Annotated in this window: 17 protein-coding genes and 1 pseudogene; 8 read left to right on the forward strand and 10 right to left on the reverse strand. The window is 70.6% G+C overall.

Annotated elements, in window-relative coordinates:
* The first annotated feature begins 1 nt into the window (after position 1).
* Positions 2-664 (forward strand): glycosyltransferase family 2 protein, encoded by a 663-nt coding sequence (locus BST14_RS04365; RefSeq protein ID WP_211280654.1) that lies wholly within the window; start codon positions 2-4, stop codon positions 662-664.
* Positions 661-1,323 (forward strand): TIGR04282 family arsenosugar biosynthesis glycosyltransferase, encoded by a 663-nt coding sequence (locus BST14_RS04370; protein WP_083063367.1) that lies wholly within the window; start codon positions 661-663, stop codon positions 1,321-1,323. The genes BST14_RS04365 and BST14_RS04370 overlap by 4 nt, the downstream gene beginning before the upstream one ends.
* A 4-nt stretch (positions 1,324-1,327) precedes the next feature.
* Here BST14_RS04370 and BST14_RS04375 read toward each other — a convergent pair whose 3' ends face one another.
* The 10 genes and pseudogenes from BST14_RS04375 to fadD8 form a co-directional block, all read right to left on the reverse strand.
* The gene (locus BST14_RS04375; RefSeq protein ID WP_142279264.1) at positions 1,328-2,710 is read right to left on the reverse strand and encodes a hypothetical protein; all 1,383 of its coding nucleotides are present in this window, start codon (positions 2,708-2,710) and stop codon (positions 1,328-1,330) included.
* An 11-nt stretch (positions 2,711-2,721) separates the two neighbouring features.
* Positions 2,722-3,813, reverse strand: coding sequence for an o-succinylbenzoate--CoA ligase (gene menE, locus BST14_RS04380; RefSeq protein WP_245845308.1), 1,092 nt, complete (start codon positions 3,811-3,813; stop codon positions 2,722-2,724).
* A 68-nt stretch (positions 3,814-3,881) separates the two neighbouring features.
* Complete coding sequence (locus BST14_RS04385; protein WP_083063370.1) at positions 3,882-4,178, reverse strand: DUF3349 domain-containing protein; 297 nt, start codon at positions 4,176-4,178, stop codon at positions 3,882-3,884.
* A 49-nt stretch (positions 4,179-4,227) separates the two neighbouring features.
* Positions 4,228-4,527, reverse strand: a complete 300-nt coding sequence (locus tag BST14_RS04390) for a hypothetical protein (protein WP_083063371.1) — start codon at positions 4,525-4,527, stop codon at positions 4,228-4,230.
* Positions 4,528-4,543: 16 nt separating this feature from the next.
* A pseudogene (locus tag BST14_RS04395) lies at positions 4,544-5,765 on the reverse strand (inorganic phosphate transporter); the annotation flags it as partial.
* 97 nt (positions 5,766-5,862) lie between these two features.
* Positions 5,863-6,270 (reverse strand): VOC family protein, encoded by a 408-nt coding sequence (locus BST14_RS04400; protein ID WP_083063373.1) that lies wholly within the window; start codon positions 6,268-6,270, stop codon positions 5,863-5,865.
* Between the two features lie 25 nt (positions 6,271-6,295).
* Complete coding sequence (locus BST14_RS04405) at positions 6,296-7,192, reverse strand: SDR family oxidoreductase (RefSeq protein WP_083063374.1); 897 nt, start codon at positions 7,190-7,192, stop codon at positions 6,296-6,298.
* A gap of 42 nt (positions 7,193-7,234) precedes the next feature.
* Positions 7,235-8,137, reverse strand: a complete 903-nt coding sequence (locus tag BST14_RS04410) for a 1,4-dihydroxy-2-naphthoyl-CoA synthase (RefSeq protein ID WP_083063375.1) — start codon at positions 8,135-8,137, stop codon at positions 7,235-7,237.
* A gap of 14 nt (positions 8,138-8,151) precedes the next feature.
* Positions 8,152-8,607 carry a nitroreductase family deazaflavin-dependent oxidoreductase gene (locus BST14_RS04415; RefSeq protein ID WP_083063376.1) on the reverse strand — a complete coding sequence of 152 codons (456 nt, stop codon included), beginning with the start codon at positions 8,605-8,607 and terminating at the stop codon, positions 8,152-8,154.
* A 96-nt stretch (positions 8,608-8,703) separates the two neighbouring features.
* Positions 8,704-10,305 (reverse strand): fatty-acid--CoA ligase FadD8, encoded by a 1,602-nt coding sequence (gene fadD8, locus BST14_RS04420; protein WP_083063377.1) that lies wholly within the window; start codon positions 10,303-10,305, stop codon positions 8,704-8,706.
* A 189-nt stretch (positions 10,306-10,494) separates the two neighbouring features.
* Between fadD8 and BST14_RS04425 the strand changes: the two genes are divergently transcribed.
* The 6 genes from BST14_RS04425 (at position 10,495) to BST14_RS04450 (ending at position 17,429) form a co-directional block, all read left to right on the forward strand.
* Positions 10,495-12,099, forward strand: coding sequence for an amidohydrolase (locus BST14_RS04425; RefSeq protein ID WP_083063378.1), 1,605 nt, complete (start codon positions 10,495-10,497; stop codon positions 12,097-12,099).
* A 62-nt stretch (positions 12,100-12,161) separates the two neighbouring features.
* Positions 12,162-13,079: an o-succinylbenzoate synthase gene (locus BST14_RS04430; protein ID WP_245845309.1), complete on the forward strand. Its 918-nt coding sequence runs from the start codon at positions 12,162-12,164 to the stop codon at positions 13,077-13,079.
* Positions 13,076-13,858: an alpha/beta fold hydrolase gene (locus BST14_RS04435; RefSeq protein ID WP_083063379.1), complete on the forward strand. Its 783-nt coding sequence runs from the start codon at positions 13,076-13,078 to the stop codon at positions 13,856-13,858. The genes BST14_RS04430 and BST14_RS04435 overlap by 4 nt, the downstream gene beginning before the upstream one ends.
* Before the next feature lie 149 nt (positions 13,859-14,007).
* Positions 14,008-15,654 (forward strand): 2-succinyl-5-enolpyruvyl-6-hydroxy-3-cyclohexene-1-carboxylic-acid synthase, encoded by a 1,647-nt coding sequence (gene menD, locus BST14_RS04440; protein WP_083063380.1) that lies wholly within the window; start codon positions 14,008-14,010, stop codon positions 15,652-15,654.
* 11 nt (positions 15,655-15,665) lie between these two features.
* A complete protein-coding gene (locus BST14_RS04445) occupies positions 15,666-16,223 on the forward strand; it encodes a DUF3592 domain-containing protein (RefSeq protein ID WP_245845299.1) in 558 nt (185 codons plus the stop codon).
* Between the two features lie 51 nt (positions 16,224-16,274).
* Positions 16,275-17,429: a glycosyltransferase family 4 protein gene (locus BST14_RS04450; protein WP_083063381.1), complete on the forward strand. Its 1,155-nt coding sequence runs from the start codon at positions 16,275-16,277 to the stop codon at positions 17,427-17,429.
* The last annotated feature ends 16 nt before the right edge of the window (positions 17,430-17,445 follow it).

A 17,445-nucleotide genomic window follows, 5' to 3' on the forward strand; every position in this document is an offset into this window, starting at 1 on the left:
GGTGGCCGACGCCGACGGCCTGGTCACGGTGGTGCTGCCCTGCCTCAACGAGGCGGAGTCGCTGCCGGCCGTGCTGGCCGCCCTCCCCGCCGGCTACCGCGCGTTGGTGGTGGACAACAACAGCACCGACGACACCGCCGGGGTCGTGCGCCGGCACGGCGCCCACGTCGTCGCCGAACCGCGGGCCGGATACGGCGCGGCCGTCCACGCGGGGGTGCTGGCCGCGACCACCCCGATCGTGGCCGTCATCGATGCCGACGGCTCGATGGACGGTGGCGAGCTGCCCCGGCTGGTCGCCGAGCTGCAGCGCGGCGCCGACCTGGTGACCGGGCGGCGCCGCCCGGTGCGCGGACTGCACTGGCCGTGGGTGGCCCGGGTGGGCACGGTGGTCATGAGCTGGCGGCTGCGCACCCGCCACGGCCTGCCGGTGCACGACATCGCGCCGATGCGGGTCGCCCGTCGCGATGCCCTGCTGCGGCTCGGCGTGGCGGACCGGCGATCGGGTTACCCGCTGGAATTGCTGGTGCGCGCGGCGGCCGCCGGCTGGCGCGTCGTCGAGCTCGACATCAGCTACGGCCCACGCACGGGCGGCAAGTCGAAGGTCAGCGGTTCGCTGCGGGGCAGCATCACCGCGATCCTCGACTTCTGGAAGGTGATTTCGTGAGCGTGCTGGCGGTGACCCTGCTGGTGGTCGCCAAGGCGCCCGAACCGGGCCGAGCCAAGACGCGGCTCGCGGCGAGCGTCGGCGATCGGGTCGCCGCCGAAATCGCCGCCGCCGCGTTGCTGGACACGCTCGACGCCGTGGCCGCCGCTCCGGTGGCGGCCCGGGTGGTGGCCCTCACCGGGGACCCGGCCGGCGCCGCGAACGCCGCCGAAATCCGCCGGCGGCTGGCGTCGTTCACCGTGATCCCCCAGCGCGGCGACGATTTCGCGGCCCGGCTGTCCAACGCGCACGTCGACGCAGCCGACGGGCTGCCGGTGCTGCAGATCGGGATGGACACCCCCCAGGTCAGCGCCGATCTGCTGGCCGCCTGCGCGCGCCGGCTGCTCGAGTCGCCGGCCGTCCTCGGGCCGGCCCGCGATGGCGGCTGGTGGGCGCTGGGGGTGGGGGAGCCGGCGATGGCGGACTGCCTGCGCACCGTGCCGATGTCGGTGCCCGACACCGGCAAGTTGACCTTGAAGGCGTTGCGCGACAATGGCGTCGACGTGGTGACCGTGCAGACGCTGCCCGACGTTGACGTCGTCGACGACGTCGCGGTGGTGCGCGAGGCCTGCGCGCCCGCCAGCCGGTTCGTGCGCGTCACCCGCGCGGCCGGCCTGTAGCGAGCTACCAGTGCGTCAGGATGATCGTGTTGAGCGCCAGCGCGCCGATGACGTTGAGCGCCAACCAGATTCTTGACCACGCCGGCAGCAGGGCGGCCGCCGCGGTGAGCCAGACGGTGAACGGCAGCCAGATGCGTTCGACCTCGGCCTTGCTGAGCATGCTCAGGTCGGCCAGGACGACGGCGGCCAGCACACCCAACAGCAACAGATGAAAACCGGAGCGGCGGCGGATGGCGGCCCGGTCGAACACCCGGCGGATTCCGGCGACACCGCCCAGGCCGATCGCGCACACCGCGCACGCCAGGTTGGCCCAGCTCCAATATCGGAACGGCCGGTCCTTGGCGATGCCCTGCCAATAGCGTTGCTGCACCAGCGTATAGCCGTCGAACCAGTAGAACCCGGCGACGGCGAAGGCCACCGCCACCGCGATCGCCGCCAGCGCCGCCGGACCCACGGCCCGCAGGATCGCGCGCCAGTCCGCCCAGCGGGCGCCCGGTTGCCGGGCCGAGGCCAGCACCGCCAATGCGGGCAGCCCCATCAGCATCAGGCCGTAGTTGCAAAACACGCCCCAGCCCAACAGCAGGCCCGCACCCGCGGCCGTCAACGCGGGGAAGCGGACCGGCCGGTGCACCGCCACGGCCAGCAGCGCGATGCCCCACGCCGCCACCCCGGCGAAGTAGCCGTCGGCCGAGACCGCCACCCAGATGGCCGCCGGCGTCACGGCGACGAACGGCGCGACGCGGCGCGCGGTGGGCTCGTCGGCCAGCGCGCGCACGGCGACCACCACCGCGGCCGCCGCGCTCGACCCGGCCAGCAGGCACAGCAGCCCGGCCCAGGCGCCGCCGTGCAGGCCGAGCCGGTCCAGCCAGACGAAGGTCAGCAGCGCGCCGGGCGGATGCCCCGACACGTGGGTGGTCCACGAGTTCGGTTGGTAGTCCACGATCCGGCCGGCGAACGTGCGCAGCGTGGCGGGAATGTCGGTGATGCTCGGCACCTGCGACAGGTATTCGTCCCGGGTGGTCAGCCGGCGGGCGAAGCCGCGCTGCCAACCGTCGATCATTGCCAGCGCGAACGCCCAGCCGCACGCGGTGGCCCAGCTGCCCAGCGTCAATGCCCGCCACGGCATGCGTTGCGCCAGAACGGGTCCCCACACCACGACGGCGATCGCGATGGCAATGGCCGGCCCGGTCCCCCAGCCGGCGTGGATCAGCCATTCGCCGAAGATCGGCGCGGAGCCGGCGTGGGTGGCGAACTTCTCGGCGCCGACGTCGAGGCGGGGCCGCACCACGAGGTTCAGTCGCGGCAGCACGAACGCCGCCGCCACCAGCACCACCCCGACGGTGACGGCTGCCGCGTCGCGCACTGCCTGCCGTCGAGCGATCCTCACGGACGAATAGCCTATTGATCGCTCCGTCCGGCGAACCGGCGCACCAACGCCGCCCGGTCGACCTTGCCGATGCCGCGGCGCGGCAGCGCGGCAACGACGTGCAGCTCGCGCGGGGCGGCGGTGGCGTCCAGGGTGCGGGTCACCTGCGCGCGCAGGTCGTCCAGGCTCGGCGCGGCGCACCCGTCGCGCACCACGATCGCGGCGGCCACCCGCTGCCCCAGCCGGCCGTCGGCCAGGCCGAATACCGCGCAGTCGCGCACGGCCGGGTGAGCGCACAGCGCCGCCTCCACCGGTTGCGGCAGCACGGTCAGCCCGCCCGTGCTGATGGCGTCGTCGGCGCGGCCCAGCACGGTCAGCACACCCGCACCGCTGACGGCGCCGAGATCGTCGGTGCGAAACCAGCCCGGCTCGGCGAACGGGTCGGGGTCGACCGGGTTGCGGTACCCCTTGGCCAGCGTCGGGCCCCCGATGACGATGCGGCCCTCGACCGTGCGCAGCCGCACCCCGTCCAGTGGGACACCGTCGTACACGCACCCGCCGGCGGTCTCGCTCATCCCGTAGGTGCGGACCACGGCGATGCCCGCCGCGGCAGCGTCGTCGAGGACGGGTCGCGGAGCCGGGCCGCCGCCGAGCAGCACCGCGTCCAGCTCGGCGAGCGCGGCCGCGGCCGCCGGGTCACCCAGCGCCTTGGCCAGCTGCGCGGCGACCAGCGCCGTGTACCGCCGCCCCGGGCCCAATATTCTTATCGCACTTGGCAATTCGGTGATGTCGAACCCGGCGGACAAGTCCATCTCGACCGGTACCGCACCGGCAAGCGCGCTGCGCACCAAGACCTGCATCCCCGCGATGTGGTGCGCCGGTAAGGCGAGCAGCCAGCTGCCCGGGCCGCCGAGGCGGTCGTGGGTGGCCGCCGCGCTGGCCGTCAGCGCGGCGGCGGTCAGCAACGCGCCCTTGGGAACTCCGGTGGTACCCGACGTCGCCACGACCACGGCCACGTCGTCGTCGATGGCCTCCCCGACGCGCAGGCCCGCCCGCAGCGCGGCCGACTCGCGGTCGTCGCCCCCGGGCAGGGCGACCAGTGCGGGGTCGCGACCATCGAGCACCCGTTCCAGGGCGGGCAACAGCGTCGAGGCCGCCGCGCCCGGCGGGACGTGCAGTGCGCGCAGTGCGACTATGTGGGGTCCCCGGCCTCGTCGACGAACGGCCAGCCCTGGGCGGCCAGGCGAACCCGCACGCGCTCAACGTCGTCCGGCGACGGCAACTCATCGGTGATCTGGGTGATCAGCACGCCGATGTCGACATCGTCGAACTCGCCGCGCCGGATCAGCTCACAGGCGACGTCCTTGACCTCGTCGCCGGATAGCCGGCGCGCTAGCAACGCGAGCACCGGGAAGGTGTCGGTCGGTGGAACGCCTTCCGGGTATCCCGCGCGGAGCCAGGACACGATCGAATTGAGAAACCCGTTCACGCAACACCCCCGGTGTCTGGCCTAGCAAATCGGTGGGCATCAGCCGATGCTACTTAACTTTCGCTCCGAGGAACGGGTAGCCGGTGTGATGGGCGATGAAGTCCCGGGAGATGTAGGCCAGCGCGAAGACGATCACCAGGACCACCACCGCATAGATCGCCCAGGCGAGCGCCAGCAGCACCGGATTCTTCTGCGGTGAGCCGCCATCGGTGCCGGCCTCGCCGGCGCCGACCGCGTGGAATCGCAGGCCCAGGGCGAACAGCGCCGGCAGTGCGGCGCCGGCCAGCATGGCGAAGAGCAGGATCTTGAGGGAGGCCTGGTAGTTGAACCAGTCGCTGAAATGACTCATCAAGCGTTCGCCTTAATCGTCGGGTCGTCGGAGTCGTACCGGACAGCGGTGCCGCCGGCGCCGGGCCCGGCATCCGAGTGCGGGTGCTGATCGTCGGCCCCTTCGAGCCCGGCGGTCAGGTCGCCCTTCCATTCGGCGTTGACGTTGTGGTGGTCGACCTTGACCTTGCGAGAACGGATGTAGATGGTGGCCGAGACCGCGACCAGCAGCGCGAAGCCGACGATGGCGCCCGGGTAGCCGCCGATCAGGTGCACGACCCAGTAGGTCAGGGCACCGACCAGGCCGGCCAGCGGCAGCGTCACCAGCCAGGCGACACCCATGCGGCCGGCGACGCCCCAGCGGACCTCGCCGCCGGGCTTGCCCAGCCCGCTGCCCAGCACCGACCCCGTGCAGACCTGGGTGGTCGACAGCGCGTACCCGAAGTGGGCGGAGAGCAAAATCACTGCGGCCGAAGAGGATTCGGCCGCCATGCCCTGCGGCGACTGAATCTCGACCAGCCCCTTGCCCAAGGTGCGGATGATGCGCCAGCCGCCCAGGTAGGTGCCGAGCGCCATCGACACCGCGCAACCGACGATGACCCACAGCGGCGGCATGGACGCGGTCTTGCTCACCGAGCCGTAGGACATCAGCGCCAAAAAGATGATGCCCATCGTCTTCTGGGCATCGTTGGTGCCGTGCGCCAGGGAGACCAGCGATGCCGAGCCCCACTGGCCGTAGCGGAAGCCGGCCTCGGTGCGTTTGGTGGGGATACCCCGGGTGATGCGGTAGACCAGCCAGGTCGCCACCGCGCCGACCGCGATCGCCAGGATCGCCGACACGACGGCCGGGATGATCGCCTTGGACACCACGCCCTTCCAGATGACCCCGTGCGCGCCGACGGCGGCGATGGTGGCGCCGACGATCCCGCCGATCAACGCGTGCGAGGAGCTCGAGGGGATGCCGAGCAGCCAGGTCAGCAGGTTCCACACGATCCCGCCGACCAGACCGGCGAACACCAGCTCCAACGTCACGATGTGCCCGTCGATCAGGCCCTTGGCGATGGTGGCGGCGACGGCGGTGGACATGAAGGCGCCCACCAGGTTCAGCACCGCCGAGAGCGCAACCGCCGTCTTGGGCTTGAGGGCGCCGCTGGCGATCGAGGTCGCCATTGCGTTGCCCGTGTCATGGAAGCCGTTGGTGAAATCGAAAGCCAATGCCGTGATTACGACAATGATCAAGAGGAACAATTGGATGTTCACAGCGCCTGATTCTGGTTGTTGGGGGATTCCATTGTCGAATGCTGAGGCGGTCGAAACGCGGGTGTACCTTGAACCGTCGCCAGATGTTACCTCTCAGTTAACCGGCGTTTCCCGGCTGTTCATTTCGGGTGTCACGCCGTAATGGATGCTCCGGCGGCACCTCCACGAAGATGAGCGTGAGGCCATCCGGATCGGTCACGTGCATCTCCTTCAAACCCCATGGCTCCTGGCGAGCTTCGCGCGCGATCGGCACCCCGCGGCTCACCAATTCAGCCTGGGTGGCCTCGATGTCGCGGACCTGTAGCCACAGCGCGCCGGGGAAGGCGGCCGCAGCGGGGTCGTGCTCGCCGTAACCGGCCAGCTCCAGCAGGGACTGGCCCGCGAAAAAGACTGTGCCAGCGCCGTAGTCGCGCCAAATCGCCAGCCCGACCTCGTCGCGGTAGAAGGCTAGCGACCGCTGATAGTCCGACGGCCGCAGCAGCATCCGGCTGGCCAGGATCTCCATGAAATCGTGTCTACCACGTCGCCGGTCAGCCATCGCCCTTGCGGTTGGGCTGGATGGTTTGGCGCTGCATGACGGCGTTGACCCAGCGCGGGCCGAAGGTGTCCAGCGCCTTGGCGGCGATGGCCACCCGCGGCGCGATGCGCACCGGTCGGGTGCGGGCGGCGGTGATCATCCACTCACCAGCCTCCTCCGGCGTCAGCGCCGGCATTCCCTGGTAGGCCTTGGTCGGCGCGATCATCGGGGTGGCCACCAGCGGGTAGTACAGGGTGCTGGAGTGCACCCCCTTGTCGCCCCACTCGGTTTCCACCACCCGGCTCACCGTCGACAGCGCGGCCTTCGAGGCGTTGTACACCGCGAACAGCGGTGAGGCCTCCGACAGCACGCCCCACGTCGAGACGTTGATGATGTGCCCGTCGCCGCGCTCGATCATCCCCGGCGCCAGCCCGCGGATCAGCCGCAGCGGCGCGTAGTAGTTGAGCACCATCGTCCGCTCGACGTCATGCCAGCGTTCCAGCGACTCGGCCAGCGGCCGGCGGATGGACCGGCCGGCGTTGTTGATCAGGACGTCGATTCCGCCGAGACGCTGTTCGACGTCGGCGACCAGCGCGTCGACGGCGTCGAGGTCCGAGACGTCGCACGGGATCGAAATGGCGTCACCGCCCGCCGAGGCGATGCGGTCCGCGAGCGCGTCGAGCAGCTCCTGGCGGCGCGCCACGACGACCACCGTGGCGCCCGCCCGGGCGAACTGTCGGGCCGCGGCCTCGCCGATGCCCGAGGATGCCCCGGTGAGCAGGATGCGCTTGCCGGCCAGCTCGATCGGCTTGATCAGCGGACGGTTGGCCAACACTTGCGGCGCCATCGGAGGGCGCATGGTCGCCAGCACGAACTGGTCGGCGATCCGGCGAAGGGGACTCTTGCTCACGTGACGCGAGTCTAGGCGGTGGCCCCAGGCGCCCCCGCCGCTTTAGAAGTAGCGCGGGAACCGGCCGTAGTCCGGGTCGCGCTTTTCCAGGAAGGCGTCGCGGCCCTCGACGGCTTCGTCGGTCATGTAGGCCAGCCGGGTCGCCTCCCCGGCGAACAGCTGCTGGCCCACCAGCCCGTCGTCGAGCAGGTTGAACGCGAACTTCAGCATCCGTTGCGCCTGCGGGGATTTGGCGTTGATCTCGCGCGCCCATCCAATGGCCTCGGACTCCAGCTCGGCGTGGGCGACGACGGCGTTGACCGCGCCCATCCGGTGCATCTGCTCGGCGGTGTAGGGGCGGCCCAGGAAGAAGATCTCGCGGGCGAACTTCTGGCCGACCTGACGGGCCAGATAGGCGCTGCCGTAGCCGCCGTCGAAGCTGCCGACGTCGGCGTCGGTCTGCTTGAAGCGGGCGTGTTCGCGGCTGGCCAGGGTGAGGTCGCACACCACGTGCAGGCTGTGCCCACCGCCGGCCGCCCACCCGTTGACCAGGCAGATGACCACCTTGGGCATGAAGCGGATCAGCCGCTGCACCTCGAGAATGTGCAGCCGGCCGGCGCGGGCGGTGTCGACGGTGTCGGCGGTCTCGCCGCTGGCGTACTGGTAACCGCTGCGCCCGCGGATGCGTTGGTCGCCGCCCGAGCAGAAGGCCCAGCCGCCGTCCTTGGGCGACGGTCCGTTGCCGGTCAGCAGCACCACGCCGACGTCGGGGGACATCCGGGCGTGGTCGAGCACCCGGTAGAGCTCGTCGACGGTGTGCGGCCGGAACGCGTTGCGCACCTCGGGCCGGTCGAACGCCACCCGCACCGTGCCGTCGTCGACGTGGCGGTGATAGGTGATGTCGGTCAGGTCGCCGAACCCGTCCACGGGTCGCCACTGGTGGGGATCAAAGGGGTTGTCGCTCAAGGTTTTTCAAACTCCTACGCCGGATCCAGCCGAAACACCGGACACACGCCCGCCAGCGCCTCGAACTCCTCGGGGCGGCCGTCGGTCACCAGTCCCGAGCGTTTCATGAAGCCGACGCCGGTGGGCACCTCGGTGGGGAACGCCCGCAAGAACGGCCGCGCGTCGTCTGCGGACAGCTCCACCATCCGCACCCGCTCGGAGTGCCGGCCGCGGGCCAGTGTCGCGTATCCGGCGACGCGAACGTTGCGAATCCAATCCGCGCCCGGAAAGCCGCCCACCACATAGCGTTTGCCGTCCACCATCATCGGCGTCACCGGCGTCGACCGGGGCGTCCCGGACTTGCGGCCGGACACGGTCAACACCACCGGGCTCTCACCGCCGAAACTCAGGCCCAGCCGCGACATCGCGATGAAGACCTTGTTCGCCGGCTTCAGCCACCACGGCGGCTTGATCGATTTGCCGCTTCCCATAGGCAGCGACGTTACCTCGTACCCACCCGCCCGCCGACGTGAAGTTAGTTTCACGTTCGGCCGCGAGCGTGAAACTACTTCCACGCTCAGCGAGACCTAGCCGACGGCGCGGCCGGCGCCCTCCCAGAATTGCGCGCGCACGGCCTTCTTGTCCGGCTTGCCCAGCCCGGTCAACGGCAGCGAGTCGGCGATCACCACCCGCTTGGGCGACTGCACCGAGCCCTTGCGGTCCTTGACCGCGGCCTGGATCTCGGCGGTCATCTTCTCGATCGCGGCGTCGTCGCGCGGCGCGTCGGCGCGCAGCACGACCACCGCGGTGACGGCCTCGCCCCACTTCTCGTCGGGCGCCCCGACCACGCACACCTGAGCGATGGCCGGGTGCTCGGCGACGACGTCCTCCACCTCGCGCGGGAACACGTTGAAGCCGCCGGTGACGATCATGTCCTTGACCCGGTCGACGATGAAGTAGAAACCGTCGGAGTCCTCGCGGGCCATGTCGCCAGTGTGCAACCAGCCGTCCCTGAAGGTCTCGGCCGTCGCCTCGGGCAGGTTCCAGTAGCCGCCGGCCAACAGCGGTCCGCTGACACAGATTTCGCCCGGCTCACCCTGCGGGACCGGCTTGCCGTCCTCGCCCAGCAGCGCGACGCGGGCGAACAGCGTCGGGCGCCCGCAGGAAGTGAGCCGCTTCTCGTCGTGCTCGCCCTTGGCCAGGTAGGTGATGGCCATCGGCGCTTCGGACTGACCGTAGTTCTGGGCGAAGATCTTGCCGAACCGGCGAATCGCCTCGGCCAGCCGCACCGGGTTGATCGCCGAGGCGCCGTAATAGACGGTCTGCAGCGACGACAGGTCGCGGGTGTGCGAATCCGGGTGGTCCATCAGCGCATACAGCATCGACGGCACCAGGAACGTGGCCGTAATGCGCTTCTCCTCAATGGTTTTCAGCACATCGGCCGGGTCGAACTTTCCCAGCACGTGCATCTCGCCGCCCTTGATCAAAGTGGGCAGGAAATACGCCGCGCCGGCGTGCGACAGCGGGGTGATCATCAGAAACCGCGGCTGGTCTGGCCACTCCCACTCCGAGAGCTGGATCTGGGTCATCGACGAAATCGACTGCGCGGTGCCCATCACGCCCTTGGGCTTGCCGGTGGTGCCGCCGGTGTAGGTCAGGCCGATGACCTGATCCGGCGGCAGGTCCGCGGCGACCAGCGGCTGCGGGTCGTACTTGGCCGCCTCGGCCGCCAGGTCGACGGCCACCCCTCTGAGCGCCTCGGGCACCGGCCCGATGGTCAGGATCTGCTTGAGTCCGGGCACCTTTTCCAAGAGGGCCAGCGCGCGCTCGACGAACTTCGGGTTCGGGTCGATGATCAGCGAGCTGATACCCGCGTCGTTCAGCACGTAGGCGTGGTCGTCCAGCGAGCCCAGCGGGTGCAGCGCGGTGCGCCGGTAGCCGCGGGTCTGGCCGGCGCCGATGATCAGCAGCACCTCGGGGCGGTTGAGTGAGAGCAGGCCGACGGCGACGCCGGTGCCCGCGCCCAGCGCCTCGAACGCCTGGATGTATTGGCTGATCCGCTCGGCCATCTGACCGCCGGTCAGCGTGGTGTCGCCGAGGAACAGCACCGGCTTGGTCTTGTGGCGCTTGAGCGCGCCCACGAGCAGGTGGCCGTTATGGGTCGGGTTGCGCAACAGCTCGTCCGTCATGTGGTCAGACTAGAACGTGTTGCAATTTGGGTCAGCCGCGCCCTGTTCAACAACAATCGCCACTGGGCTGATCCGTGGGGACCCGCTTCGACCGGCTGCGCCGCCCTCGCGATCGCCACTGGGCTGATCCGTGGCGACCCGCTTCGACCGGCTGCGCCGCCCTCGCGATCGCCACTACGATCCCTACGCATGGGGCAGGCAGATCTCGTCGTTACCGGAACCATCCTCACCGTCGACGAGCAGCGGCCCACCGCCGAGGCGCTCGCCGTCGCCGACGGCAGGATCATCGCCGTCGGAACCCGTGCCGAGGTCGCCGACTTCACCGGCCCCGACACCCAGACCGTCGATGCCGGTGACGGCTGCGTGATGCCGGGCTTCGTTGAGGCACACGGCCATCCGTTGATGGAGGCGGTCGCGCTGTCGGACCGCATCGTCGACATCCGGCCGGTCACCATGCGCGATGCCGACGACGTCATCGCGGCGATCCACTCCGAAGTCGCCCGGCGCGGCTCCGCCGGCGCCTTCCTCAACGGCTGGGATCCGTTGCTGCAGAACGGCCTTCCGGAACCCACGCTGAGCTGGCTCGACGACATCGCGCCGGACAGCCCGCTGGTGATCATACACAACTCCGGGCACAAGGCCTTCTTCAACTCCAGCGCCGCCAAGTTGCACGGGCTGACCCGCGACACCCCCGACCCCAAGGGCGCGAGGTACGGCCGCGACGCCAACGGTGAACTCGACGGCACCGCCGAGGAAACCGGTGCCGTGTTCCCGCTGCTGGGCGGGGCCATCGACTTCGCCGAATACCCGCGGATGCTGCTCGCCGAGTGCGGCCGGCTCAACCGTGCCGGCCTGACCACCTGCTCGGAGATGGCGTTCGACCCGAACTTCCGGCCGGTGGTCGAGCAGCTGCGCGAGCGGCTGACGGTGCGGCTGCGCACCTACGAGATCTCCAACCCGCAGATGTCGACGGCCGCTACCCCCGGGCAGGGCGACGACATGCTGCGCCAGGTCGGCATCAAGATCTGGGTCGACGGCTCGCCGTGGATCGGCAACATCGACCTGTCATTTCCCTACCTGGACACCGAGGCCACCCGGATCATCGGCGTTGCGCCGGGGTCGTGCGGCTGCGCCAACTACACCGCCGAGCAGCTACGCGAGATCGTCGGCGCGTACTTCCCGCTGGGCTGGCCGATGGCCTGCCACGTCCAGGGCGACGCCGGTGTGGACACCATCCTCGACGTCTACGAGGAGGCGCTGCGGCGCCACCCGCGCGACGACCATCGGCTGCGCCTCGAGCACGTGGGCGCCATCCGGCCCGAGCAGCTGCGGCGCGCCCACTACCTCGGCGTCACCTGCAGCATCTTCGTCGACCAGATCCACTACTGGGGTGACGTCATCGTCGACGGCCTGTTCGGCGAGGAGCGCGGAAGTCGTTGGATGCCGGCCGGATCCGCGATCGCCACCGGGATGCGCGTCTCGCTGCACAACGATCCGCCCGTCACGCCCGAGGAGCCGCTGCGCAACATCAGCGTCGCGGTGACCCGGACGGCGCCGAGCGGGCGGGTGCTCGGACCCGAGGAACGCCTGACGGTCGAGCAGGCGATCCGCGCGCAGACCATCGACGCGGCCTGGCAGCTGTTCTCCGACGACGTGATCGGCTCGCTGGAGGTCGGCAAGTACGCCGACCTGGTGGTGCTTTCGGCCGATCCGCGCGCGGTAGCGCCCGAGCAGATCGCCAACCTCGAGGTGCGGGCGACGTATCTGGCGGGCCGCCGGGTCTACGGCGCGTGACCCACCCTTTTGTGCCGGCGCTCGCCGACCTTCTGGACCGCCTGCATGTGGTGGCGCTGCCCATGCGGGTGCGGTTTCGCGGCATCACCACCCGCGAGGTCGTGCTGATCGACGGCCCGGCGGGCTGGGGCGAGTTCGGGGCGTTTCTCGAATACGAGCCGCGTGAGGCCGTGCACTGGCTGGCGTCGGGCATCGAGGCCGCGTATCGCCGGCCGCCGCCCACCCGCCGCGACCGCGTCCCGATCAACGCGACCGTGCCCGCCGTGGCCGCCGCGGACGTTCCCGAGGTGCTGGCCCGCTTCCCCGGGGCCGGCACCGCCAAGGTCAAGGTCGCCGAGCCGGGTCAGACGCTGGCCGACGACGTCGCCCGGGTCAACGCGGTGCGCGCAGTGATACCGACCGTACGGGTGGACGCCAACGGCGGCTGGAGCGTCGAGGAGGCGCAGGCCGCCGCGGCCGCGCTGACCGCCGACGGCCCGTTGGAATACCTCGAACAACCCTGCGCGACGGTCGCCGAACTCGCGGCGTTGCGCCGCCGCGTCGACGTGCCAATCGCTGCCGACGAGAGCATCCGCAAGGCCGACGATCCGCTGGCCGTGGTCCGCGCGCAGGCCGCGGACATCGCGGTGCTCAAAGTCGCTCCGCTGGGCGGGATTTCATCCATGCTGGCGATCGCGGCGCAGATCGACATCCCGGTGGTGGTCTCCAGCGCGCTGGATTCGGCGGTCGGCATCGCCGCCGGCCTGACCGCCGCCGCGGCCCTGCCGCAGCTTCGCCACGCCTGTGGCCTGGGCACCGGCGGGCTGTTTGTGCACGACGTCGCCGAGGCCGCCGCGCCCGTCGACGGGACCCTGCCGGTGGGCCCGGTCAGGCCCGACCCGGAGCGGCTACACGCGCTGCGGGCGTCGCGGGAGCGGCGGCAGTGGTGGATCGACCGGGTCAAGGCCTGCCATCAGTTGCTTGTACCGTCGTCCGGGTGATCAACCTGGCTTACGACGACCGCGGCTCCGGTGAGCCCGTGGTCTTTATCGCCGGCCACGGCGGCGCCGGACGAACCTGGCACCCCTATCAGGTTCCCGCATTCCTGGCGGCGGGATACCGCGTCATCACCTTCGACAATCGCGGGATCGGCGCCACCGAGAACGCGGGGGCCTTCTCGACGCAGACCATGGTCGACGACACCGCGTCGCTGATCGAAGGCCTGAATGCGGCCCCGGCCCGCATCGTCGGGATGTCGATGGGAGCGTTCATCACCCAGGAGCTCATGCTGGCCCGGCCCGAGCTGGTCAGCTCGGCGGTGCTGATGGGCACCCGCGGCCGCATGGACCGAGCCCGGCAGTTCTTCCGCGACGCCGAGGCCGAGCTGGCCGACGCCGGCGTCACGCTGCCGGCCGCATACGAGGCGAAAACCCGCTTGCTGGAAAACTTCTCCCGCAAAACGCTCAACGACGACACCGCCATCGCCGACTGGATCGCGATGTTTTCCACCTGGCCCGTCAAGCCCACGCCGGGCCTGCGCGCCCAGCTCGATGTAACGCCGCACACCAGCCGCCTGACCGCCTACCGCAGCATCGCGACGCCCGTGCTGGTGATCGGCTTCTCCGACGACGTGCTCACCCCGCCGTACCTGGGCCGCGAGGTCGCCGACGCCCTGCCCAACGGCCGCTTCGTGCAGATCCCCGACACCGGCCACCTCGGCTTCTTCGAGCGGCCCGACGCCGTCAACGCCGCGATGCTCAAGTTCTTCGCCGAGCACTAGCGCTCAAAGCGGGCTGTTGCCCGATTGCCCGCTTCCTCCTCCCGCCGCTGCGCGGCGGGCATCGTCAGCGGGCTGTTGCCCGATTGCCCGCTTCCTCCTCCCGCCGCTGCGCGGCGGGCATCGTCAGCGGGCTGTGACACCCTGTAGGGGTGAACCCCTCGACGACACAGGCTCGCGTCGTCGTTGACGAGCTGATACGCGGCGGCGTCCGCGACGTGGTGCTCTGCCCCGGTTCGCGAAACGCCCCGCTGGCCTTCGCGCTGCAGGATGCCGACCGCGCCGGCCGGGTCCGCCTGCACGTCCGCATCGACGAGCGCACCGCCGGCTACCTGGCCATCGGCCTGGCGATCGCGGCCGGCGCGCCGGTGTGCGTCGCCATGACGTCCGGCACCGCCGTCGCCAACCTCGGCCCGGCGGTGATCGAGGCCAACTACGCCCGGGTGCCGCTGATCGTGCTCTCGGCCAACCGGCCCTACGAACTTCTGGGCACCGGGGCCAACCAGACCATGGAGCAGCTGGGCTACTTCGGCACCCAGGTGCGGGCCACCATCAGCCTGGGCCTGGCCGAAGACGCCCCCGAGCGCCTGGATTCGCTCAACGCCACCTGGCGATCGGCCACCTGCCGGGTGCTGACGGCCGCCACCGGATCCCGCACCGCCAACGCCGGGCCCGTGCAGTTCGACATCCCGCTGCGTGAGCCCCTGGTTCCCGACCCCGACCCCCAGGCGATGACGCCTCAGGGCCGCCCGGGCGGGCGACCGTGGACCTACACCCCGCCGGTCAGCTTCGACCAGCCCCTGGACATCGACCTATCGCCCGACACGGTCGTCATCGCCGGGCACGGCGCGGGCGCGCAGCCCAACCTGGCGCAGCTGCCGACCGTCGCGGAGCCGACGGCGCCCGCCCCGGCCAACCCGCTGCACCCGCTGGCGCTGCCCTTGCTGCGGCCCAAGCAGGTGATCATGTCCGGCCGCCCCACCCTGCATCGGCCGGTGTCGGCGTTGCTGGCCGACCCGCAGGTGCCGGTCTTCGCGCTGACCACCGGCCCGCGCTGGCCGGACGTCTCGGGCAACTCGCAGGCCACGGGCACGCGGGCGGTCACCACCGGTGCACCCAGCCCGGCCTGGCTGCACCGTTGCGCGGAGATCAACCGGCACGCCCTGGCCGCCGTCCGCGGCCAACTCGCGGCGCACCCGCTGACCACCGGCCTGCACGTCGCCGCGGCCGTGGCCGACGCGCTGGTGCCCGGCGATCAGCTGGTGCTCGGGGCGTCCAACCCGGTCCGCGACGCCGCGCTGGTCGGTCTGGACACCCACGGCATCCGGGTGCGGTCCAACCGCGGGGTGGCCGGCATCGACGGCACGGTCTCGACGGCCATCGGTGCGGCGCTCGCCCACGAACGCCAGGGTGGGCCAGACAGCCCGGCGCGCACCGTCGCCCTGATCGGCGACCTGACCTTCGTGCACGACAGCTCCGGCTTGCTGATCGGGCCCACCGAGCCCACGCCGCGCCGCCTGACGATCGTGGTCTCCAACGACAACGGCGGGGGCATCTTCGAACTGCTCGAGCAGGGCGACCCGCGGTTCTCCGACGTATCGTCGCGGGTCTTCGGAACCCCGCACGACGTCGACGTGGGCGCGCTGTGTCGCGCCTATCACGTCGAGAGCCGCCAGATCGAGGTCGGCGATCTGGCGGCGGCGCTCGACGAACCCGGGCCAGGGATGCGGGTGCTGGAGGTCAAGGCCGACCGGTCGTCGCTGCGGCAGTTGCACGCCGCCATCAAAGCGGCGCTGTGAGGCGCACCTAGATGGCGATACCCCCAAAAGTGCTGCTGCACATAGTGATTCACGGGCGCAGTGACAAGCCGCCGAAAACGCGCGCCCGGATTGTGTTGCGGTGGGCCCGGATTGCGGTGCTGATCGTCATCGGCCTGGTCACGTTGCAGTCGCTGCTGCTGGTGGCCGGTGCCTGGCGCGACGACATCGCGATCACCCACAACATGGGTGTCGCGCAGGCGGAGGTGCTCAGCGCCGGGCCGCGGCGCTCCACCATCGAATTCGTCACCGCCGAACGGGTCACCTATCGTCCCGAGCTCGGTGTGCTCTATCCCTCCCATCTGGCCACCGGCATGCGGATTTACGTCGAGTACAACAAGAACGATCCGAACCTGGTTCGCGTGCAACACCGCAACGCCGGGTTGGCGATCATTCCGGCCGGCTCCATCGCGGTGGTGGGCTGGCTGGGCGCGGCGGCGATCCTGATCGTGCTGGCGCTGCTGGACAAGTGGCTCGATCGGCGCGACGCGCCCCGCGACGGACCGCAGACCCCGGTCGCCGACGGTGCCGGACCTGCAAATTTCAAATGACGTATGCCCGCAGGCAACCTTGCCGACAGTCGACGCTGACACGGTAGTGGTGTGCGCGTTGCCATCGTCGCGGAATCCTTCCTCCCCGAAGTCAACGGTGTCAGCAACTCGGTGATCCGGGTGCTCGAGCATCTGCGCCGGACGGGCCACGAAGCCCTCGTCATCGCCCCCGACACGCCTCCGGGCCAGCCGCGGGCGGACCGCATCTACGACGGCATCCGCGTCCACCGGGTGCCGTCGCGGATGTTCCCCAAGGTGACCAGCCTGCCGCTCGGGGTGCCCACCCCCCGGCTGGTGAAGGTGTTGCGTGGCTTCGACCCGCATGTGGTGCACCTCGCGTCGCCGGCGCTGCTGGGCTACGGCGGGCTGCGCGCTGCGCGGTGGCTGGGGGTGCCGACGGTGGCGGTGTATCAGACCGACGTCCCGGGCTTCGCGGCGAGCTACGGCATCCCGATGACCGCGCGAGCCGCGTGGGCCTGGTTCCGTCATCTGCACGGCCTCGCCGACCGTACCCTGGCGCCATCCAGTGTCACAATGGAAGCGCTTGTCGCGCATCGCTTTCCGCGTGTACATTGCTGGGCGCGCGGCGTCGACGTACTGCGGTTCGCGCCGTCCGCGCGCAGCGAGGAGCTGCGGTGGCAGTGGTCGCCGCGGGGCAAGCCCATCGTGGGATTTGTGGGCCGGCTCGCGCCCGAGAAGCACGTCGAACGACTCATCGGGCTCGCCGCCGACGACGCGGTTCAGCTCGTCATCGTGGGCGACGGGGTCGACCGCGGCAAGCTGCAATCGGCAATGCCGACAGCGGTTTTCACGGGTGCGCTCTACGGCGACGAACTCGCCGCGGCGTACGCCAGCATGGACGTCTTTGTGCATCCCGGTGAGCACGAGACGTTTTGTCAGGTCGTGCAAGAAGCGCTGGCGTCGGGGCTGCCGGTGATCGCCCCCGACGCCGGCGGCCCACGTGACCTCGTCACCCCGTGGCGTACCGGTCTGTTGTTGGCCGTCAACGAGTTCGAGACCCGGTTACCCGACGCGGTCGCACACCTGATCGCCGAACGGCCGCGCTACGCCCTGGCCGCCCGGCGCAGCGTGGTGGGCCGGAGCTGGCCGGTCATCTGTGACGAGCTCCTCGGCCACTACGAGGCGGTGCTGTCGCCGTTCGCCCGACGACAACTCGTCACGACGCGCTACGCGCAGGGCGAATGAGCCGGGGCCGTCACGC

Origin of the sequence: Mycobacterium arosiense ATCC BAA-1401 = DSM 45069, assembly GCF_002086125.1 — a bacterium.
GTDB classification, from domain to species: domain Bacteria; phylum Actinomycetota; class Actinomycetes; order Mycobacteriales; family Mycobacteriaceae; genus Mycobacterium; species Mycobacterium arosiense.

Excerpts from the sequence above, each read along its gene's own strand:
- BST14_RS04430 (WP_245845309.1), top strand. The coding sequence starts at position 12,162 with ATGCGGGTGCGGTTTCGCGGCATCACCACCCGCGAGGTCGTGCTGATC.
- BST14_RS04425 (WP_083063378.1), top strand. The coding sequence starts at position 10,495 with ATGGGGCAGGCAGATCTCGTCGTTACCGGAACCATCCTCACCGTCGAC.
- BST14_RS04390 (WP_083063371.1), bottom strand. The coding sequence starts at position 4,527 with ATGAGTCATTTCAGCGACTGGTTCAACTACCAGGCCTCCCTCAAGATC.
- fadD8 (WP_083063377.1), bottom strand. The coding sequence starts at position 10,305 with ATGACGGACGAGCTGTTGCGCAACCCGACCCATAACGGCCACCTGCTC.
- BST14_RS04400 (WP_083063373.1), bottom strand. The coding sequence starts at position 6,270 with ATGGAGATCCTGGCCAGCCGGATGCTGCTGCGGCCGTCGGACTATCAG.
- BST14_RS04445 (WP_245845299.1), top strand. The coding sequence starts at position 15,666 with ATGGCGATACCCCCAAAAGTGCTGCTGCACATAGTGATTCACGGGCGC.
- BST14_RS04415 (WP_083063376.1), bottom strand. The coding sequence starts at position 8,607 with ATGGGAAGCGGCAAATCGATCAAGCCGCCGTGGTGGCTGAAGCCGGCG.